The following is a 21134-nucleotide window of genomic DNA, read 5'->3' as shown; positions in this document are numbered from 1 at the left end:
TCCGATGGCGGTCTCGATCCGAGAGTCGAACTGTTGAGCGGCGCGAAGACACTCAGGATGACCCCGGGTGAAGCTTACATCTAACTTCATAGTTCATAATTCAAGTGTTAGTTGACTAGAATCCTGGTTACGTCCCGCCACGCGAGGAGTCCTATTGCCCCAGCAGAAGAGGGTCGGATTGACCGCGCTCGGTGCCGTGCTCTCACCGCTCGAGGGCGGCGGTCCGAAAACCGAGGCCGTGGTGCAGCGGCTGTCAGCGGCGATCAGCCTCGGTGTAATGGTCGACGGTCAGCAGTTGCCGAGTGAGACCGATCTCGCCAACCAGCTGGGTGTATCGACGATGACTCTGCGGGAGGCACTGGTCGTTCTCCGGCAGCAGGGCATCGTCCACACCAAACGCGGGCGCGGGGGTGGCAGCTTCATCAGCGCCTCAGCGGAGGTCTTCGAGAACACCTCGCTGGCCCGGTTACAACAGATGAGCATCCAGGAACTGCGCGATCTGGGAGACGAGCACTTCGCCGTCACCGGAGCGGTAGCCGTGTTCGCCGCACGCCGCGGGTTACAGGCCGATATAGCCCGGCTCCGTGCCTTGACCGACCGACTGCTGGACAGCACCGATCTCGTCTCGGCACGCCGGGCCGATAGCCGCTTTCATATCGAGATGGCGGTGTGCGCGCAGTCCACCCGGCTGACCCGCGCCGAGGTCGCTCTACAGGCCGAGCTCTCCGCCCTGCTCTGGCTGCCGCGACTGAGACTGGACCCGGCGGCCGAGGCGACCGCCCATCGTCACCTGGTGGACGCGATCGAACAAGAAGACGATGCCCGGGCGCGAGAACTGGCAGAATCGCATACCGAATCACGCATCCGCCGCCTCGTCGCCTTACGCTTGGAGCTCAGCGATAGATGAGGGATACCGATAGCTTTCCAGACCCTGCGACCATCGAGTCGCTCGCTGATTCCGTCGCGAAACTGGCCGACGAGATCTACCTCTCGCTGACAGTCATCGGAACCGCGCTGACAACCCTGTGGGATCGTCTCACCGAGAAGCCACGATCCGCTCCCCGGTCGACCGATCTGGCCCCGTTGCGCGAGACCATCATCGGCGAACTCGAGCGGCACGGAAAGCTGTTCGCTGGAGCAGGCGTAGTGATGGCCGACGGCGTCCTCACCGATCACCCCCGACACCTGGACTGGTGGCTTCCGGACGCGCAACGCCTGATGCTGGAATTGAATCCCGAGAGTGAATACTTCTACGACTACACCACGATGGACTGGTTCACGGTTCCGCGCGAGCAGGGTCGGCGTTGGGTGCAGGGGCCCCATCTCGACTACGCGTGTACCGATGAATACGTGTGCACGTTCTCGATACCGGTCACGAGCACATCGGGAACATTCCTCGGAATCGCCGGCGCCGACGTGCCGGTCGCCGCGATCGAAGAAGCACTGCTTCCGCGATTCCAGGCATTCGGTCGGCGGGTAGTGCTGGTCAATAGCGAAGGCCGCGTCATTATGGGGACCGATCCCGAATTCACGACCGGTTCCAAGACGAGCCGGATGGACAGACCTGCCGCGACAGTCCCGGTCGAGGCGATGCCTTGGTCGCTGTATCCGCTGGGATCCACCACATCACACTGAGCCTTTCCGCCAGGTACAGATAGTTCTGCACCAGGGTGTCCTTCGCGCCGTGCCGACACCTCGTCATGCACGCACCACAATGCGTACACAAGCGCCGCTGCGGCCTGACACCGCCGAAGAACGGATCCGCGACCACGGCTCTGGGCTGAGTTGCCTTATCGCGAACAACTCCGATCGGCGTTCGACGGTAGGTATCGCCGATACCCATAGCCTCGGCGACCTCCCGCAGCACCCGGATCCGACGGCGTGGTCGCCGGATAGTGCGCCAATGGGTTACCTTCCGGTGCGGACCAGCTCGTAGTCGCGGACATCGAAATGCGTCCGGTTGTCGTATTCGCTCATCCGACCCGGCCAGTTCGTCGTCACCCGACCGCTGGCCTCTCGGTACCAACTGGTGCACTTGGTCCACACCGTATGTTCGAGCCGCCCCTGGATCTCCTCGTCGAACCGCGCCTCCACCTCCGGCTTCACCGACAGAAAGCCACCGGCACCGCGCAGATACTCGACCGCTTGGCGCAGATAGCGCGCCTGGCGCTCATGCATGTAGATGATCGACCCCGCGCCCAGATTGGTATTCGGCCCGTACATGATGAACATATTCGGGAAATACGGCACGGTGAGGCCCTTGTAGGCCCGCGCACCGCCCGACCACACCTCACGCAGTTCCTTACCGCCGATCCCGCGAATCGTCATGGGCGCCAAGAACTCCGTCGCCTTGAATCCGGTGCAGTACACGATCACATCGACCTCATGCAGCGTGCCGTCGTCGGTACGCACACCGGACGGCGTGATCTCAGCGATGCGCGAGGTCTCCACGTACACATTCGGCTGCGAAACGGCCGGGTAGTAGTTGCTGGCCATCAACCCGCGCTTACAGCCCGCCTCGTAATCCGGCGTCATCTTCGCCAGCATTTCGGGATCGGCGATCTGCGAGGCCCGGTGCCGGTTCGCCCATCCAGAGAGCAAATCGGCGATGCGGCCGTTGCCTTCGAGTCCCGAGGTCACCAACTCGTAGAACGAATACCAGCCGAACCGCTCCGCACGCTGGATCAGCGGGAACTTCGCCACGATCGACAGCTTGCCCAGCGCATTGAGTTTCGGTGGCGCGTAATAGCTTTCGATCTTCGGAATGATCCACGGCGCCGACCGCTGAAACACCGTCAACTGCCCGACCTTCGGCTGAATCGCCGGAATGATCTGAATCGCACTCGCCCCGGTGCCGATGATCGCGACCCGCTTACCGGTCAGCTCGACCTCGTGATCCCATCGCGCCGAATGGAAAGCGTCCCCGGTGAACGAATCCATGCCCGCAATATTCGGCCACACCGGACGTGACAGCTGACCCACCGCGGGCACGAAGACATCCGCCTTGAGCAACTCACCGGCGGTCGTACGAACCTGCCAGACGCCACGGTCGGCATCGAAGTCGGCCGACTCGACCTCGACACCGAAGCGCATGTGCTTGTCGAGGTCGTAGCGGCGCGCGACATCGTGCATGTAGGCGAGAATGTCGGGCTGTTCGGCGAAGCGCTTGGGCCAGTGCGCATTCGGCGCGAAGGAGAACGAGTACAGATCCGACGGCGCGTCGCAGGCCGCGCCCGGGTAGGTATTGTCCCGCCAGACCCCGCCGAGCCCGGCGGCCTTATCGATAATGGTGAACGCGTCGTAGCCGCGGCGCACGAGCTCCAGCGCGGCCGCGAGGCCGCCGAATCCGGCGCCGACGATGAGCACGGATGGAGTGCTAGTCATGTCGATAACTGTATGAACGGTGACGCGGTTGCCGAGAGAGCGCTGCGGCCAGGAAATCAATATTTTCGGCCATCGAGTGTGTCGACCGCATCCGCAGTAAACGAACACCCGTCGAGCTCATACACTCTCCGCATCGCTGTGCGGCTATGACGAGGCGCATGCATCCGATCAACTGTCACAGTGACGATTTGAGGTGGGGTAGCAGAACGGGCGAAGGGGAGGGGTTCAACGGTAACTTGCTGCAGCCCAGGGCAATTCGGACGCTCCCCAGGTATCGAAGTTCGGCAGGTCTCGCCGGTTCGACCGGCCGCAGTCAAGGCGCCACCGGGACGACATCGGGCTCAGCCTTCCGATCCGCATGGAATCCGGGCAGATACCGATCAGCGAACGGAATCATCACCTGAATCAGCGGACCAATTCCGAACGCGTACACCACGGTGCCCACGCCGACGCTGCCCCCGAGCAGCCAGCCGGTCGTCAGCACTGTCACCTCGATCCCGGTCCGCACCAATCGCACCGACCACCCGGTCTGGCGAACCAGTCCAGTCATCAGTCCATCCCGTGGCCCTGGGCCCATACCAGCGCCGATATACAGCACCGTGGCCAGCGCATTCAAAACCACCGCGGCACCCATCGCGCCGACCCGCGCCGCCAGCACATCCCAGTCCGGCAACATCCACAACCCGACATCTACCGATACACCGATCACCACGACATTGCTCAACGTGCCGAGCCCTGGCAACTGCCGCAACGGAATCCACGCCAATAGCACCACAACACCCGTCAAAGCCGTCACCGCCCCGAAACTGATCGGCACATGCGCGGCCACCCCCTGATGAAACACATCCCACGGATCCAACCCGAGCCCGGCCCGAATCATCACCGCCATCGAAAACCCGTACAACCACAACCCGACATAGAGCGCCACCAGCCGCCGAATCAACATCACCTCAGCCTGCCGATAACTGGACTCCCAAAACAGAGCCAATCACTAACCACTGGCCTCATAATCCGAACCCAATCCAAGCCACGGAACCTCGCCTCCACCCCTTAAATCGTCACTGTGACGTTATAGGGGAGTTCGGGGACTCCGGGAGGGGATCCGCCAATAAACAGCCGGATCGCCGTCGTCGAGCCGATCCGATATTTCTCCGCCGAAATACAGTATCTGCCGAAATATTTACATCAGCAGATGCTGGCGGCAAGGGGACACCACGCATCCACAGCATGCGTTTTCCGCACACAGAACGCCGGTAAGCCAGCCAGCCGCTCGACAAGCGAAGCCCGAAATTCCGTACCTACCAACGTCATACAACCAAAGCCGCCCACTTCCAGCACCTCCGTTGCAACGCCGATAATCAACATTATGTCAAGTAACCCGGCGGCGATGGCGCCGACAGTTCATCCGACGCTCCCCTCCCGATAACCACGAACTCGTACCGGCAGCGGACTGCGGGGTTCATCAGACGCCGCCGCAGAGGAGCGGTCTGCGGGATAGATCGTCTCGAGTTTCGCAAAACCGCCCCGACAGAGACTTGAATGAGTCATACTCTTGAATGTGTCCACCAATTCGGAATTCGAGCGCATGTTGCGCGGGGCGTCGCTGCGCGTGACCGCGCCGCGCGTTGCCGTGCTGACTGCCGTGCACGAGCATCCGCACTCCGATACGGACACGATCCTCGGTCATGTGCGCCAGACGCTGGGTGTGGTATCCCACCAGGCGGTATACGACGTGTTGCGCGCACTGACGGCCGCCGGATTGCTCCGGCGCATCCAGCCGATGGGATCCGTCGCGCGCTATGAAACGCGAGTCGGCGATAACCATCACCATGTCGTGTGCCGATCATGCGGCGTCATCGCCGATGTCGACTGCGCCGTCGGCGAGGCACCCTGCCTGACCGCATCACACGACAACGGATTCGTACTCGATGAGGCCGAGGTCATCTATTGGGGCCTGTGCCCCAATTGCTCGGCAGCGCAAATGTCCGGATCACACCCGTGATCACAGCCCGATTCACTCACTCCCCCGAAAGGAAATGCCGTGCCTGAGGAACATCCGCCCATCGGAGAGGCCAATACGGAGCCCGCCGCCGGTGGTTGCCCCGTTACGTCCGGTCGCCTCAAGTCCCCAGCCGAAGGCGGAAGCAACCGTGACTGGTGGCCGAACCAGCTCAACCTCAAGATCCTGCAGAAGAACCCGGCTGTAGCCAACCCGATGGACGCGGACTTCGACTACGCCGCGGAATTCAAAACCCTCGATCTGGCCGCCGTGAAGGCCGACATCGTCGAAGTCATGACCACCTCCCAGGACTGGTGGCCCGCCGACTTCGGCCACTATGGACCGTTCTTCATCCGGATGGCCTGGCATGCTGCGGGCACCTACCGGATCAGCGACGGCCGCGGCGGAGCCGGCGCCGGTATGCAGCGCTTCGCCCCGCTCAACAGCTGGCCCGACAACGGAAACCTCGACAAGGCCCGACGCCTGCTGTGGCCGGTCAAGAAGAAGTACGGCAAGAAGCTCTCCTGGGCCGACCTCATGGTCTACGCAGGCAATGTCGCGCTCGAAGACATGGGCTTTCCGACCTTCGGCTTCGCCGGCGGCCGCGTCGACCAATGGGAGCCCGAGGAGGACGTGTACTGGGGCCCCGAGCAGACCTGGCTCGGCGACGAACGCTACACCGGCACCCGCGATCTGGAAAACCCGTTGGCCGCAGTCCAAATGGGTCTGATCTACGTGAATCCGGAAGGCCCGAACGGCAATCCGGATCCGCTGGCCGCGGCCATCGACATCCGTGAGACGTTCCGCCGCATGGCCATGAACGATATCGAGACAGCAGCGCTGATCGTCGGCGGCCACACCTTCGGCAAGACCCACGGCGCCGGCGATGCCGAACTCGTCGGTCCCGAGCCCGAGGCCGCCCCGCTCGAGGAGCAGGGCCTCGGTTGGAAGAGCGCCTTCGGTACCGGCGTCGGCAAGGACGCGATCACCTCCGGCCTGGAGGGCACCTGGACGCCGACACCGACCAAGTGGGACAACAGCTTCCTCGAGACCCTCTACGGCTACGAGTGGGAGCTGACCAAGAGCCCCGCCGGTGCGAACCAGTGGATCCCCAAGGACGGCGCGGGCGCGGGCACCGTGGTCGATGCCCACGACCCGTCGAAATCCCACGCCCCGGTCATGCTCACGACGGACCTCTCGCTGCGGATCGACCCGATCTACGAGCAGATCACCCGTCGCTGGCTCGAGCACCCCGAGGAGCTCACCGAGGAATTCGCCAAGGCCTGGTACAAGCTGACCCACCGCGATATGGGCCCGGTCGCCCGTTACCTCGGACCGCTGGTCCCGAAGGAGACCCTGCTCTGGCAGGACCCGGTTCCCGCGGTATCGCACGACCTCATCGGGGCCGCCGATATCGCCGCACTCAAGAGTCAAATCCTCGCCTCGGGTCTGACTGTCGCACAGCTCGTTTCGACCACCTGGGCGGCCGCGGCGTCGTTCCGTGGCAGCGACAAGCGCGGCGGCGCCAACGGCGGACGCATCCGCCTGCAGCCGCAGGCCGGCTGGGAGGTCAACGAACCCGACGAGCTCGCCCAGGTCGTACGCGTCCTCGAGGGCATCCAGGAGTCCTTCAACTCCGCCCAGACCGGCAACACCCGGGTGTCCTTCGCCGACCTTGTCGTACTCGGCGGCGCCGCCGCCGTCGAGCAGGCCGCCAAGAACGCCGGTTACGACGTCACGGTGCCGTTCACCCCGGGTCGCACGGATGCCACCCAGGAGCAGACCGATGTGGAGTCCTTCTCCGCGCTGGAACCCAGCGCGGACGGCTTCCGAAACTACCTCGGCAAGGGTAACCGGCTCCCCGCCGAGTACCTGCTCATCGACCGGGCAAACCTGCTGACCCTCAGCGCTCCCGAGCTGACCGTCCTCATCGGTGGTCTGCGCGTCCTCGGTGCGAACCACAAGCAGTCGCCGCTGGGCGTATTGACCGCCAACCCGGGATCGTTGACCAACGACTTCTTCGTGAACCTGCTCGATCTGGGCACGAAGTGGGAGCCGTCGGCCGCCGATGACGGAACCTACGAGGGCAAGGATCGCGCCACCGGCGCGGTCAAGTGGACCGGCAGCCGCGTCGATCTGGTCTTCGGGTCGAACTCGCAGCTGCGCGCCCTCGCGGAAGTCTACGCGACCGACGACGCGAAGGAGAAGTTCGTCAACGACTTCATCGCCGCGTGGGTCAAGGTGTCGAACCTGGACCGGTTCGACCTGGTGTGATGAAGAAGGAATGACCGGCCGACCCCGGCCGGACATCCCCATGCGGCGCCTCCGCGAACTTCCACGCTTCGCGGGGGCGCCGCTATGCGTGGGTCGGTTCCATGCGACCCCTGGCGAAGATCAGCAACCGACGACGATAATCGAATATTCTCGGTTCTGTCCGGGACACCAACCTGATCGAGTGAGCCGACGATGAATACCCATCTCGGCGCGGTACCACCGGAGCACGGTGGGGATCGCGCGACGGTTACTCAAGCCGTATTGGCCAGGGCGGTCGCCGATTTCGCGGGCGAGTGGGCGGCCGCGGGCGAACCACCCGAGCTGACCCCACATCTGCCCACCGAGACCGCACTGCGACGGTCGGCACTCATCGAGTTGATCAAGGTGGACCTGCATCACCGGTCGATCCGCAACAAGGCCGAAAAGCGCCTCGACGAATACCTCGCCGACTTTCCCGAACTCGACACCGCCCCACTGCCACCGGATCTGATCTACGAGGAGATCGCCGCGCGACGCCAGTTCGATAAGGACCTGGATCTCACCGAATACGAGCAACGATATTCCCAACAGATGGCACGGATCGCCGACCGCCTCGATGGCGACCACTTCCGCAGCACCGTCCTGACCGACCCTGCCGCACTCGCGACGCTCGACTCCATCAATCCCGGTGCGACCGTTGACGATTTCGATATGTTGATCCTGCTCGGCCAAGGCGCGTTCGGCCGAGTCTTCCTGGCACGGCAGCGCTCCATGCAGCGACTCGTCGCGGTCAAGATCTCCCATGATCGCGGCAGCGAGGGACAGACGCTGGCCCAGCTCGATCACGAGAACATCGTGCGGGTCTTCGATCAACGCCAGATCGCCGATCAGCACCTGAAATTGATGTACATGCAGTACGTTCCGGGCGGCACCCTACTCGGCGTGCTGCGGCTGCTGCGCCGCACCGGGGTCGAGGGCAAGACCGGTCGACTACTGCTCGACGCCGTCGACGAGGCAGCCGCCAGCGGCGGGGTGCTCGAACCACAACCGTCCCCCACCCGCACCGAAGTCGCTCGGCTGAGCTGGCCGGAAACCGTTGCCTGGCTCGGCAGTCGACTCGCCTCCGCCTTGGACTACGCCAATCACGCAGGCGTGCTGCACCGTGATATCAAACCCGCGAACGTACTGCTGACCGTCGACGGACAACCCAAGCTCGCCGACTTCAATATCAGCTTCAGTCGTCACATTCCGGGTGCCAGCCCCGCCGCCTACTTCGGCGGATCACTGGCCTACATGTCCCCCGAACAGCTCGAGGCCTGCCATCCGACCATGGCCACCACCGCGGCGGACCTCGACACCCGCAGCGACCTCTACGCACTCGCGGTCGTGCTGTGGGAACTGCTTACCGGCCGACTCCCCTTCGACGACGAACGCGGTGCGGGCGAATCGGATACCTCACTGGAACGGATGATCGAACTCCGCCGCCAGCCGGTCACCGACCGCTTCGCCGCCGACATCCCGCCGGACTGTCCACCGGTACTGCAGCATGCCCTGCTCACCTGCCTGTCTCCCGATCCCGCCGACCGCTTCGCCACCGGCGCCGAACTCGCCACTCAACTCGATCTCACCCTGGACCGCACCGCCCGCGATCTCGTCGACCCGCCGGCGCGCAGTATCCGCGCCAAACTGCGGATGCGGCCGATGCCTGTGGTGACGCTGTCGAGCATGCTCGGGCAGCTCCTCGGCGCGCTCTATCTTTCAGCGCACAACACCCGACTGCTCGACGCGCAACTCACCGCCGAGGCGAGCGGCCAACTCCAAAACCTCGCAACGCTGCTCGGCGCGATCGGCTACCCGCTCGGCATTCTGGCCCTGCTGTATTGGTGCCGTCTGGTCTTCCTGGTTCCCGACGGACTACGCCGCGGTAAGCACTTCGACGAGCAGACTCTCACGCGGGCGCGCGCCGATACGCTCGCCTGCGGCGACCGCATCGCGGTGGTCGGATTCGCCGGATGGGCGTTATCGCTGGTGATCTTCCTGACCCAGCTGCATTACACCGCGGACCTGTCCGCCGGATTCACCATCAACCTCATCGCATCCCATCTGGTCGCGGCCTCGGTCGCGGTGGTGTACTCGTACTTCCCTGTCACCTTCTTCGTACTGCGCTGGTACTACCCGGGTTTGCTCGGTACCGGGCAGTCCTCGCCCGATGACGCCCTCCGATTGCGACGGCTCGCGCGACGCATCCGGATCTACCTCGGCATCGCCGCCTCGGTCCCGCTGATCGGGGTGGCAGGTGGTCTGGTCTATCTCGATGCGGCACAGCAGCAGATGGTCATCGGTCCCATCGTGATCCTCTGCGTGGTCAGCCTTTTCGCATTCGTCGGCGCCCTGCGGGTGTTCTACGCATTGGAATCGGATCTGCACGCGCTCGGTCGCATCGTAAATCCGCGTTCGCAGCGCAACGGTTAGGTTTTTCCAAGATTTCCCAAAGGAACTCAGCAGGTTTCGTGACTACTCTCGAAGCTGTCTGGAATGCCACTGGGCCTCGGGGGCACCATGAAAGAGCAGCGTACACAGGTCTACGGATCGGTCGTGGAGTTCGTCGAGAACTACTTGGCCCAGGTTTATCGGCGCAAAGTGGCCGATAACGGCCTGGCCTGGTGCCCGGAATGGTGGCGGCACACCGAAGCCGTGGCACGGCTGGAGGCCCTCTGGCAATCCTGGGAACTCTATCGGCTCAACGGCGAATTGGGCCTGTCACTATGGTTTCTCGACCATGCCGACAGTCATATGGACATGCTGTTCGACCCCAACGGACCGTTCGCTGCCTGTTCCATGCACAACGGACACACCGACCGCGTCTGGCCGCTTTCCGTGAAATCCCCTCCTCCCGACACATTTTCAGCCGCTGGTTAGTCGCGGTTGTTTGAAACAGCTTGTAGTCAACTAATCTTCATGCGGTGCTAGGACATTCACATGCGACCAGCGGCGCTTTCGCCTGGTCGGTGGCAGCGGCGACGCTGCCCATCTCGGCGTTGGTCTATCCGGTATTGCCCACTGGCGACACGCATCTCGGTGCCGTCGAGGTACTGCTCGGAACCTTTCTGACGGCAGGGGCCGCGCTGCTGCCGGATGCGGACCATCCCAACGGCACCATCGCGCATGTGCTCGGCCCCATCTCCTATCACCTGTGCCGCTTGATTTCCTGGATCTCCGGCGGACATCGGCATGCCACACACTCGTTCGCCTTCGTTATCGCCGTCGGCTATGGGACCTGGGCCGGTGAGCATTGGCTCGGACGGTATTTCACACTCGGATTGGTCTTCTTCCTGCTCGCACTGGCCGTGCGGGCACTGCATCTGTGCCCGTCCGGAGAGGGCATCGAGGCCTGGGGCACGGTCATAATCCTCGCCGCAGCCGGGACGTTCGTGATGGACCACTGGATCACCGATAAACCGGCATGGTTACCGTTCGCTGTCGGACTCGGGGCGCTGGCCCACCTAGCCGGCGATTGCCTCACCGATAAGGGGTGCCGACTGTTCTGGCCGTTCCCATTGCGTACCTGCGTGCCGGTGATCGAACGCACCGGCAATAAGGTCGAAACCTGGATTCTGTCACCGTTTTTCACGGTTGCCACCCTTGCCGTGCTCTGGCACGTCTTCTCGGTCAACCCCTAGCCCCCTGCCGCTGCGCCCACCATGGTCGTAGCGGCAGGGCTCCTCTGCTCTATGCGGTTTTTTAGGTGTGTGAGCTTTCGCGAGTTAGGAGTGTTAGATCATATCGTTCGATACGCATATCTACATACTGCGATGCAATTTCGGCGAGCTAGGTGCACGGATGCTTCGGATACATTCCCCGCGAAGCACTTCAGATCCCCCATCACTTCGTGGAACCGATCCCGTCGCAGTGCTCCCCTATCCGCTGATCCCGGCCCGAATAGCCTGGGCCGGGATCAGCGTGTGGATCAGCTCGCCACGCTCTCGAATGTGCCGGGCACGTAGGAGCCACCCTTGGTCTGCGTGATCACCAGGAGCCGGTTGGCGGCGTTGATCATGGCGACCAAGTACACGAGTGCGGCGATCTGGTCGTCGTCGTAGTGCTTGCGCACCTGCGCCCAGGTCTCGTCGGACACACCCAGATTCGCGTCGGCGAGGCGAGTGCCCTCCTCAGCGAACGCCAGCGCGGCCTGCTCGGCCTCGCTGAACACAGTGGACTCACGCCAGGCGGCGACCAGATTGATTCGAACCGCGGGTTCACCAGCGGCCGCCAGCTCGTTGCTGTGGGCGTCGACGCAGTAACCGCAGCCGTTGATCTGGCTGGCGCGCAACTCCACCAGCTCCACGGTGGACTTCGGTAGCGACGATTGCATGATCGCCAGGCTGGTGTTGGCGAACCGCTTACCGATCTTCGCGCCGAGCTCGTTGCCGTTCAGGTTGAAACGGGGTTCCATGACTTCGGTCCTCACTCATTGTGCTGAATTGAACAACCATCAGACGGCGCCGCCCCGATCCACGTAACAGCGCCTCGATGTGATGCACACCACCACGTTCGGCTGTTACGAAACGACAGGATCGGACGTCTGATGGGTGACAAAGTCGAGAGTGAACAGGAGCCGCCCATGCACGGCATGTCGCAGTCCACGCCCGCCAACCGCGGTGCGCGCAGCAGTCGCGACGACCGTCCGGACTCCGCGACGCAAGCGTTCGTCACCCACCGCAACCTGCTCTTCACCGTCGCCTACGAAATGCTCGGCTCAGCCGCCGACGCCGAAGACGTCCTCCAAGAAACCTGGCTGCGCTGGGCAGGCGTCGACCTCCACACAGTCCAGGACCAACGCGCCTACCTAGTCCGAATCACCACCCGCCAATCCCTCGACCGACTACGCGCACTCGGACGCCGCAAAGAAACCTACATCGGACCCTGGCTCCCCGAACCACTACTCACCACACCCGACGTCGCCGAGGACATCGAGTTGGCCGACAGCGTCTCGATGGCGATGCTCTTGGTATTGGAGACGCTCACGCCCATCGAGCGAGCGGTGTTCGTCCTGCGCGAGGTATTCGATCTGGAGTATGACGAGATCGCCGAAGCGGTCGATAAGAGCCCGGCTGCGGTTCGCCAGCTCGCGTACCGGGCGCGTTCACATGTCGCCGCGCGCCGACCACGTGGGGTGGTTTCGGTAGACGAGACCCGAGACGCGCTCGCGGCGTTCCAGCGAGCCGTCGAAACCGGCGAACTGCAGAGCCTGCTGGACATTCTCGCACCGGATGTCGTCTTCCTCGGCGACGGCGGCGGAATCGCACAGGCCGCGCTGGTGCCCATCGTCGGCGCCGATGCGGTGGCGGGCTTCCTCGCCGCCGCCCTCGGAAACCTCACGGCGAGGTCCGCGCAACCTGTCCTCGTCAACGGCTATCCGGCGCTGATCCTGCGACGCCACGGCGCTATCGACGCCGTCGTGGCGGCGCGCATCGACGACGGCCTCATTACCGGGATCTACTCCGTGCGCAACCCGGAGAAGCTATCGCGTTTGCAGCACGAGACCGCTCTGTACCGCTGATACAGTCGCCAACCATACTTGCGGTCGCCGACGTCGGTAGCGCTCGAGTGCCGGGGTGAGCGCTAGTCCCGAATCCGCGGTGTCCAGCGCTCCCCTCCCCGCCCATGCGCCCCCAAAAAAACGTGTATCGACTTGTGCAGCTTCGTTATTCGGAAGGGACGGAACCCCCGCCGTCCTGTCTATGCTGCGTTCGCCTCCGCCGAACGGTTGGCCTCTTTATCGAGGAGTGATATATGTTTAGATGCGCATATCTACGTAGCAGCATGTTACTGTCCGGGCCGCTTATCGAGCAAATGGGCGTCGATACCGGGATAAGGTGAGCCATGATCGCTGGATCGCCAATGCAGCCGCAGCGCTGGACACCACCGCATGCCCCACCCCGGGCTCGCGAAACACATAGCGCCCCACCGCTTCCCCAGGTCGCGCGATTGGAACTGCCTGGCGCGGCACCCGAGGATGTGGTGCGCACTGACGCGGGGCGGATCATTGCGGGAGTCGATGATGGTTCGATCTACAGCGTCGATCCCGCGAACGGCGCGGTGAGCCTGCTGGCGAACACCGGCGGCCGTCCGCTCGGTATGCATGCCGACACCGATGGGTCGCTTCTGATCTGCGATTTCGATCGCGGCCTGCTGCGACTCGACAGCGCAGGCGGCATCGAGGTTGTCGTGGCCGAAGTCGACGGTGAACCACTCCCCTTCGCCAGCAACGTGGTTCGCGCCGAGGACGGCACAATTTACTTCTCCTCTTCGTCGCGCCGTTATCCGCTGGACGAGTGGATGGGTGATCTGCTGGAGCATTCCGGCACCGGCCGCCTGTTCCGCCTCGATCCGTCGGGCAAGCTCGAGACGCTCATCGATGGACTGCAATTCGCCAATGGCGTGGTCCTATCCCCCGACGGCTCCTGCGTGCTCGTCGCGGAAACCGGCGCCTACCGCGTGACTCGATATTGGCTCACCGGACCGAAGGCGGGCACCTGCGATCGCCTGATCGAGAACCTGCCCGGCTTCCCGGACAATATGGCCCTCGGCAGCGACGGTCTGGTGTGGATCACCCTGCCGTCACCGCGAAATCCATTGCTGGACCGCCTACTTCCCCTGCCCGGCCTGCTGCGCCGGATCGTCTGGGCGCTGCCGCAATGGGTACAGCCCAAACCACCGCGCACGGTCTGGGTGATGGCCGTCGACTTCGATGGCAAGATCGTGCACGACCTGCAGACCGAGGGCACCGACTTCGCGATGGTCACCGGCGTTGTCGAGCACAACGGCACCCTCTACCTCGGCAGTCTCACCGAAACCGCGGTCGGAGTCAGCCACATACCGTCCTAGGCCGCGCACATCCACGAAATCTCAGTGCACAGTTGTACACTGGGCCGATGAGTGAGCCCGAGCGGCAACGACAGGCTGAGATTCAGGCGCTCGCCCGGTTGGCGGGCGATGAGCTGGGTGGTGCGATCGAGGGGATCGCCGCGGTGCATCGAGCCGTGTCGGACCGAGTATTCGCCGCGGTGCGATTGGGTGTGGGCCCGGCCGCGCAGCCGGTCAAGATGGTGCACGATGCGATTACCGATGGGGTGTATCGGCTGGTCGGCGGTACCGCCGTGGCGGCCGGAGCGTTTGCCGAGCGCGCCGTGGATGTGCCCGACGCTCGGGCGCCCTCACGCACGGTGTACGGCTCTGGATTCCTCGCCGCGCTGCAGGGTTTGATCGGAGACACGCTCGAGGATGAGCGGCCGATCCTTGCCGGGCCGATGACATTTCGGATCAATGGTGAACCGGTCGCACCGGGGTGGGTCGGCGATGTCGTGTCGAATCCACGCTCGAGCATCGTGGTTTTCCTGCACGGTCTGGTCGAGACCGAACACGCTTGGCGCCTTGGCGGGCGGGCCAGCTATGCGGAGCGACTCGAAGCCGACCTCGACTGCACGACACTGATGGTTCGATACAACAGCGGATTGCACATCTCGGAGAACGCCCGTCTACTGAACGGGATGCTGCAGCGATTGGTCGAGAACTGGCCGGTGGAGGTCGAACAGATCGCTCTCGTCGGCCATTCCATGGGCGGCCTGATCGCACGGAGTGCGTGCTATGACGCCGATCAGGCCGACTTGCCATGGGTGCGCCGGGTGCGGCATATCGTCTGTCTCGGATCACCGCATTTGGGCGCGCCGTTGGAGCAGTTGGTCCACTACGCCTCCGCCGCGCTGGTGAGAATTCCGGAGACGCGACCATTCGGTCGGCTGCTGCGCCGGCGCAGTGCGGGCATTCGCGACCTGCGCCACGGTTCGCTGGTGGATGAGGACTGGCATGACATGGACGCGGATGCCTTGCGCCGAAGAGTCATTCGCGAGGTGCCCCTGCTCGACTGCGCCGACCACTACTTTGTCACCGCTTCGGTCACCCGCAGCCCGCGCCATCCACTAGGTCGCATCGTCGGCGACGGCCTGGTCCTGCATGCCAGTGGCTCCGGTCGAAATCGGGCTCGCCGCATCGGTTTCGACGATGAGAACGGCCTGCATATCGTCGGAGCCAACCATTTCTCCCTGCTCAACCACGAGGCCGTTTACCAGGCGCTGCTGCGCTGGCTCGCCGGCGGTGCGAGCCGGAAGTCTGTGCGGTGTGGTTGAGCAGCGATGCCCGGGTCAGAACAGCTGGTCGGGGTGGGTGTCGGCTTCCCCCCTGACGTCGGCGGCGAACTGGGCTTCAACTTGCGCGTCGGCGCCCGCGGTGTGGGCCGAGTAGAGCAGCAGGCAGCCGCGGATGCCGTCGAGGAGATCTTCCAGCAGGTCCAGAGCCGGGCGGGTGGGGTCGAGGCGGCTGATCCGGAATTCGTCGAGCAGGGCGGCGCGAGAGACGCCGTCGAGATCGAATTTGCGGGCCTGTTCTTCGATTTCTGCGACGCGGCCCACGACTGCCCATGGTGCGGGCACATGTCCTTCGGATACGGCCATGGCCTCGGCAATGAGGTCGACGACGATCTCGGTCGGGGTCTCGCCCCCGGTTAGCCGCTCCAGCACCAGGGTCGGCGTTTCGACCTGCAATGCCTCTATATCGTCGGCTTCGACGACTACCTCGGCGGTTGGCACGCCCGCGAGTTCGCCCGCGACCTCGGCGGCGGCATAGAGCCAGTGCGCGGCCGCGACGGATGCGGAGGCGGGGTCGAGTTCGGTGAACAGTTCCACGGTGCCGAGGGGGTCGGCGCGCAGCAGGTCGTCGGCGGCCTGCACCTGAGCTGGTGAGACATCGGGGCGGGAGAGTTCGACCGCTTGGCGTGCACGGCCGGAAAGGTCGCCGAGTTCGGCGGATTCGATGGCGGCCTGTTCGGTGCGGACCTCGGCCGCGATGGTGTCGCGTAGCGCGGAATCGTCGATGGCGTGCAGGGTGCGCCCGACGCGGTGCGCGGATTCGACCACGCCGCTGTAGGAAACGACGAGGCCGTGGTCGGTCGGCAGGTTCGGGGTGCGGATTCCGGCCTCGACCTCTTTGAAGTTGCGGCGCTCCTCCGCGCGCCGCCAGGCTTCGCTATTGGGGACGTCGGGATCGCCTGCGGCACTTGCGGGATGGGTGTAGGTGCGCCACTGGAACCGGGACAGGGTGGTCAGATTCGACGCCAAACTCGTTGCCTGGTCATGATTTATCGGTGGCAGATCGGCCACCGTGGTCGTGAGATCGCCGCGTCCGGTCGCCCAGATGGCGACGAGGGCGTTGCGGTCGGCATCGAATGCGTATCTGGTCACGCACGCCAGTCTTGCCGATCCGCGGCGGTTGCGCGCGCGATCGATCGCTTCGAGATGTGGTCGTCGGCGTTTCGACTGGCCGATGTCAGCTGTTCCATGTCTCGGTGGCTAGCACGTGCCGGGCGGGATACCGTCCTGGATGGCGGTGGGTACCTGCGAGGATGGACAGTATGACTCTCGATCACGGTGATCCCGGCGACGCGCCTTCGATTCCGCAGCCGACCGCGCCGGTGTTGAATCCGGCCCGCCCCTCGGCGGCCGAAGAGGCCAGAACTGTTGCGGCGGCGACGAATATCGCCACCTTGGCGAGTTTGAGCGAGGACGGCGGCCCGTGGGCGTCGTTCGTCACCTACGGGTTGCTGGACGGTCAGCCGGTGCTGTGTGTATCGCGGATGGCCGAGCACGGACGCAATCTCGCGGCGGATCCGCGGGCCAGCCTGTCGGTGGTGTCGCCCGATGTGCCCGCCGATCCGCTGGCCGGAGCCCGGATCACGCTGGCCGGCGTGGTGGAGCGTCCGGTCGGTGATGAGGTTGCGGCGGCGCGTGCAGCGCATCTGGCGGCGGTGCCAGCGGCGAAGTACTACGTGGATTACAGCGATTTCTCGCTGTGGGTGATGCGGGTGCGGCGTGTTCGATGGGTCGGTGGGTACGGGCGGATGGATTCGGCGACGGCAGAGCAGTATCTGGCGGCCGCGCCGGATCCGGTCGTTGCGGTGGCGGGGCGGGCGATCACGCACCTGAATGACGATCACGCGGACGCGCTGTTGTCGATGGCGCAGGTATTGGGTGGATATCCGGATGCAACGGAGGCGAGTTGCGAACGCGCCGACCGGTACGGGCTGGACCTACGAGTGGTGACACCACGTGGTGTGGCGCGGACCCGCGTCGGCTATGCGACGCCGCTCGATTCGGCGGAGGAATTGCGCGCGGCGACAGTCGAATTGACGCGGCGTTCGCGCGAAGGCTGATGGCGCATTCCGGCCGTGTCCGGACCGCGCTCGGACGGCTGGGGTCCTCGGACAGTCCGAGATGCCACGTTGCGCGCGTCGGGTTCAGACGGAGAGATGACCGAATTGGTGCAAGGACGCATATATCGCCACACGAGCACAGCTCCGACAACGACCGGTACGAGGATCAGCACGATGATGGCCACGGCCATAATTCACCTACCCGCAGTGTGGGCAAGATGGACGAGGACTCCGCGCGCGAACCGCCACTGGAGATGGATCGCAGTGAGGTTGACAGCCGAAGCGGCGAGCGCGAGCAAATAGATGTAAAGCATCACATTGCTCGCGTCCGGATTCCTTGCGATCTCGGTGATCAGCAGCGCCGACCAGAGGGCGGTGAGTGCGATGAACGGGCCACGCAGCCGCATCGGGGCGTAGCCGAGATTGGGCATCCAATCCTGCGGCCCGTTGGGCGGAGTGGCCAGGCTGCGGCGCCGCTGCGGAATTACCAACCGGCGCAGGAGCCCGGCGATGACTGCAGTCAGCACAATGACGGCGATGCGATGCACAGGATGCGTGTCTTTCCTCATGTGAGATTTCGTCGGCTTGCATGAATAGATTCGGTCAGGTGTGCCGTTGGCGATAGCCACCTATGGGGTGGACATTGCCCACCCCGAAGGGCTTCTCCAAACCGCCAACCACCGTTGTCACAGCGGCCAGCGGGGGCGCTGACCGCACCCTTGGGTGCCTTGATCGGATGCCGTCCGCCGCGGCGGCCTATTCATAGCCGGATTCCCGGACCCCATCGAAGAGGAAGGCAATGACAACTTCCGAACAACCGACCAGCGCCCGACGGCGTTGTGGTGGAACGCTCCCCCGCCGGGGAATCAGCGGTCACGGCGCGGCGGACCGGCCGCCGCGGGCGTGGAGTTGAGGGCGTATCGAGCGATGAACCCCTCGACGAATTCGCGCAGTTGGTCGTTACCTTGCACCAATGCCCACCACCCGGCGGAGGTTCTCTGCGCTAACGGTTTTCGCGACACGCGTCGTATCGAGGGGCTTCTTCGGCGGTACGCCGCGTTGTGGTCTGCAGGTTCGATCCGGTTCATCCCCAGTTTGGTTGCCGCGCAAGGGCGTCGGTGTCACCCTCACTACTGTGCCTATGCCCGAGCAGCCGAACCGGGCCGGATATGCCGAGATCACCCCGGCGTACCGACTCCTCGACATCGTGCACGGAACGGCGCTCGCCCGGGCCGAGCGGCGGCTGCACCGCGAATTCACGATCTTGTTCGACGCCAATACGATTCACCATTTCCTGCACGACTCCTACGCGCAGATCACGGCGCGGGCGCCGGTGAAGCTGTACCTGCCGCTGCTGGCCGAGCGCTTCGCCCGCCAGCAGTTGCACACGCGGGCCAAGGTAGAGGGCCGCATGGAACATCAGATCCCGGTGGTGCTGTTCCTGTGCACATTCAATGCCGGGCGTTCACAGATGGCGCTGGGGTTCTTCGAGCACTACGCACAGGGGCGGGTACTGGCCTGGTCCGGTGGATCCGAGCCGAGCGGGGCGCTGAACGCCGCAGCGGTCGCGGCCATGGCCGAAGTGGATATCGACATCTCCCACGAGTTCCCCAAGACCTGGACCGATGAGATCATCCTGGCCGCCGACGTCATCATCACCATGGGGTGCGGCGATATGTGCCCGCTGGTGCCTGGCATCCGTTACGAAGAGTGGGGCGTGGACGACCCGGCCGGGCTGCCGTTGGCCGACGTGCGACCGATCCGCGACGATATCCGCGAACGCGTAATCGACCTGCTGGCCAGCCTCGACCTCCCGGTCACCTGCTGACCCAACCCCAATGTCGCTTCGCGCGCCGGCACGGTGATCATGTCGATGATTCCTGCGGTGCCCCTCGCCGTCCTTGGTGGCGAGGCGGTGCGACACCACCGCCTCGCCGACTACGGGTTCGGATGGTTATGACGGCGTGAGTGCCTTCATCAGCGCAGCGGCAGTTGCCTGGTCGATGCACGTCGGCTTACCACCATTGGCGGAGTGGAATACACCGCCTTTGGTGTTTCCGGTGAAGTAGCACAGCGGGAACCCCGGTTGGCCTTCGGGGAAGGTCAGTGGCGGAGCGAGACCGTCGAGGGTCTCCTCACGCAGTGCACGCAGTCCCTTGATCGCATCCGCGCTGGTCGAAGACGGGGAGAGGTTGGCCGCTTTGGCCGCCGCCAGGAACAGTTGCCCACCTGCCCACGGCCACAACAGCGGCGCGCTGAAGTCCCCGCTGCCCCGAAGACCGGGAATGTATTTGTCGAGGGCGTCGCCAAAGTCCTTGATGGCGGGAATCGAGTCATCGGTGTACAGCGCGTTCGAGCCCGCGAAGATGCTGCCGTCGAAGTTCGGGTCCGTGGCCCACGCTCTCTGCAGGCTCACGCCGGTAGGAGCCTGAATCGGTGTGTAACCTTGCTGTGCGCACGATGCCGCGATGCGCGAAATCGCCTCGACGGAGACGCCGGGGAATACGGCGTCGACACCCTTATCCTTGAATGCGAGACAGGGAGCGATGTAGTTCGGCGCGGCGATCGCGACTTTCTCCGCGGAGAATCCCAGACCGGCCTGTTCGGCCATTGGTTTCAGCATCTGTGGAAGCTGCTCGCAGACAGGGATTTCGGCACAGTAGTAGACGCCGAGGGTTTTCGCGCCCACCTGCTTGGCCTGGGCCACCTCACCCAGCATCAGCACCGGCAGCGTGGTTCCTGAGGCGAAGAAGTTCGGGTCGGTGATGAACGGGGCGTCGACCGGCTGTCCGCCGATGACCGGAATGCCTTTGCTGTCGACGTAGTTCTGCCAACTACTACTGACCAGGCTGGTCTGGCCGACGATTGCGACCACCCTGTCCTGTTCGACCAGCTTCTTCGCGACGGCCAGCGCTGTTGTCGGATTCTGCTCGTCGTCGTAGGAGACGAGTTTGACCGGGTGCCCATTGATTCCGCCGCGATCGTTGACCCACGACGCCCATGCCTGCAGCACGTCGCTGGCGTGTCCCACCGACGCCGCGGCTGGGCCGGTACAGCTGCAAATCGACCCGATGAGGATCGGATCGCCCTTCAGCCCGCCATCGGAAACCTTCACCGGGCCAACGGATTCAGGCCCGCCACTCGTCGAGTCGGCGGAACACGACGTGAGCGCGAGCGCCGCCGCCAGCATCGGCGCGGCCCACCACAGAAACCTTGTTTTCTTCATTACTGCAC

The 21134-nt window shown here is 64.2% G+C and carries 18 protein-coding genes; 12 read left to right on the top strand and 6 right to left on the bottom strand.

All coding sequences use genetic code 11. The annotated features are described in order from the left end of the window. Positions 1-154: 154 nt before the first annotated feature. Both ACIBG0_RS34335 and ACIBG0_RS34330 read left to right on the top strand, forming a co-directional pair. A complete protein-coding gene (locus ACIBG0_RS34335) occupies positions 155-907 on the top strand; it encodes a FadR/GntR family transcriptional regulator (protein ID WP_397038399.1) in 753 nt (250 codons plus the stop codon). Next, a complete protein-coding gene (locus ACIBG0_RS34330) occupies positions 904-1635 on the top strand; it encodes a cache domain-containing protein (RefSeq protein ID WP_397038398.1) in 732 nt (243 codons plus the stop codon). The genes ACIBG0_RS34335 and ACIBG0_RS34330 overlap by 4 nt, the downstream gene beginning before the upstream one ends. Positions 1636-1908: 273 nt before the next feature. Here ACIBG0_RS34330 and ACIBG0_RS34325 read toward each other — a convergent pair whose 3' ends face one another. Both ACIBG0_RS34325 and ACIBG0_RS34320 read right to left on the bottom strand, forming a co-directional pair. Next, complete coding sequence (locus ACIBG0_RS34325; protein ID WP_397038396.1) at positions 1909-3384, bottom strand: flavin-containing monooxygenase; 1476 nt, start codon at positions 3382-3384, stop codon at positions 1909-1911. Between the two features lie 313 nt (positions 3385-3697). Further along, positions 3698-4330, bottom strand: a complete 633-nt coding sequence (locus ACIBG0_RS34320) for a YitT family protein (RefSeq protein ID WP_397038394.1) — start codon at positions 4328-4330, stop codon at positions 3698-3700. Between the two features lie 639 nt (positions 4331-4969). Here ACIBG0_RS34320 and ACIBG0_RS34315 point away from each other — a divergent pair. The 5 genes from ACIBG0_RS34315 to ACIBG0_RS34295 all read left to right on the top strand — a co-directional run bounded on the left by ACIBG0_RS34315 (position 4970) and on the right by ACIBG0_RS34295 (position 11316). Beyond that, a complete protein-coding gene (locus ACIBG0_RS34315) occupies positions 4970-5386 on the top strand; it encodes a Fur family transcriptional regulator (RefSeq protein ID WP_397038480.1) in 417 nt (138 codons plus the stop codon). 39 nt (positions 5387-5425) lie between these two features. Beyond that, complete coding sequence (gene katG, locus ACIBG0_RS34310; protein WP_397038392.1) at positions 5426-7657, top strand: catalase/peroxidase HPI; 2232 nt, start codon at positions 5426-5428, stop codon at positions 7655-7657. Positions 7658-7849: 192 nt separating this feature from the next. Further along, complete coding sequence (locus tag ACIBG0_RS34305) at positions 7850-10108, top strand: serine/threonine-protein kinase (RefSeq protein ID WP_397038390.1); 2259 nt, start codon at positions 7850-7852, stop codon at positions 10106-10108. Positions 10109-10231: 123 nt separating this feature from the next. Then, positions 10232-10555: a DUF4913 domain-containing protein gene (locus tag ACIBG0_RS34300; RefSeq protein WP_397038388.1), complete on the top strand. Its 324-nt coding sequence runs from the start codon at positions 10232-10234 to the stop codon at positions 10553-10555. 44 nt (positions 10556-10599) lie between these two features. Then, positions 10600-11316, top strand: coding sequence for a metal-dependent hydrolase (locus ACIBG0_RS34295; RefSeq protein WP_397038386.1), 717 nt, complete (start codon positions 10600-10602; stop codon positions 11314-11316). 287 nt (positions 11317-11603) lie between these two features. Here ACIBG0_RS34295 and ACIBG0_RS34290 read toward each other — a convergent pair whose 3' ends face one another. Beyond that, positions 11604-12089, bottom strand: a complete 486-nt coding sequence (locus ACIBG0_RS34290; protein ID WP_397038385.1) for a carboxymuconolactone decarboxylase family protein — start codon at positions 12087-12089, stop codon at positions 11604-11606. A 168-nt stretch (positions 12090-12257) separates the two neighbouring features. Between ACIBG0_RS34290 and ACIBG0_RS34285 the strand changes: the two genes are divergently transcribed. From ACIBG0_RS34285 to ACIBG0_RS34275, 3 genes are all read left to right on the top strand, one after another. After that, positions 12258-13196 (top strand): RNA polymerase sigma-70 factor, encoded by a 939-nt coding sequence (locus tag ACIBG0_RS34285; RefSeq protein WP_397038479.1) that lies wholly within the window; start codon positions 12258-12260, stop codon positions 13194-13196. A 428-nt stretch (positions 13197-13624) separates the two neighbouring features. Then, complete coding sequence (locus ACIBG0_RS34280; RefSeq protein ID WP_397038383.1) at positions 13625-14524, top strand: SMP-30/gluconolactonase/LRE family protein; 900 nt, start codon at positions 13625-13627, stop codon at positions 14522-14524. A gap of 47 nt (positions 14525-14571) precedes the next feature. After that, complete coding sequence (locus tag ACIBG0_RS34275; RefSeq protein WP_397038381.1) at positions 14572-15822, top strand: lipase family alpha/beta hydrolase; 1251 nt, start codon at positions 14572-14574, stop codon at positions 15820-15822. A 15-nt stretch (positions 15823-15837) separates the two neighbouring features. Here the strand turns inward: ACIBG0_RS34275 and ACIBG0_RS34270 are convergent, their stop codons facing one another. Then, positions 15838-16932 (bottom strand): hypothetical protein, encoded by a 1095-nt coding sequence (locus ACIBG0_RS34270; RefSeq protein ID WP_397038379.1) that lies wholly within the window; start codon positions 16930-16932, stop codon positions 15838-15840. A 170-nt stretch (positions 16933-17102) separates the two neighbouring features. Here ACIBG0_RS34270 and ACIBG0_RS34265 point away from each other — a divergent pair, with 170 nt between their 5' ends. Then, positions 17103-17900, top strand: coding sequence for a HugZ family protein (locus ACIBG0_RS34265; RefSeq protein ID WP_397038377.1), 798 nt, complete (start codon positions 17103-17105; stop codon positions 17898-17900). A gap of 194 nt (positions 17901-18094) precedes the next feature. Here ACIBG0_RS34265 and ACIBG0_RS34260 read toward each other — a convergent pair whose 3' ends face one another. Next, on the bottom strand, positions 18095-18469 hold the full coding sequence (locus tag ACIBG0_RS34260) for a hypothetical protein (RefSeq protein ID WP_397038375.1): 375 nt from the start codon (positions 18467-18469) through the stop codon (positions 18095-18097). 572 nt (positions 18470-19041) lie between these two features. On the opposite strand from ACIBG0_RS34260, the gene ACIBG0_RS34255 reads away from it, so the two are divergent. Further along, the gene (locus ACIBG0_RS34255) at positions 19042-19728 is read left to right on the top strand and encodes a three-helix bundle dimerization domain-containing protein (protein ID WP_397038373.1); all 687 of its coding nucleotides are present in this window, start codon (positions 19042-19044) and stop codon (positions 19726-19728) included. Positions 19729-19854: 126 nt separating this feature from the next. Here the strand turns inward: ACIBG0_RS34255 and ACIBG0_RS34250 are convergent, their stop codons facing one another. After that, positions 19855-21126 carry an ABC transporter substrate-binding protein gene (locus tag ACIBG0_RS34250; RefSeq protein ID WP_397038371.1) on the bottom strand — a complete coding sequence of 424 codons (1272 nt, stop codon included), beginning with the start codon at positions 21124-21126 and terminating at the stop codon, positions 19855-19857. Positions 21127-21134: the final 8 nt, after the last annotated feature.

The sequence above is a fragment of the Nocardia sp. NPDC050630 genome (assembly GCF_044457245.1).
Classification (GTDB): domain Bacteria; phylum Actinomycetota; class Actinomycetes; order Mycobacteriales; family Mycobacteriaceae; genus Nocardia.
This window is presented reverse-complemented; position numbering and strand designations above follow the sequence as displayed.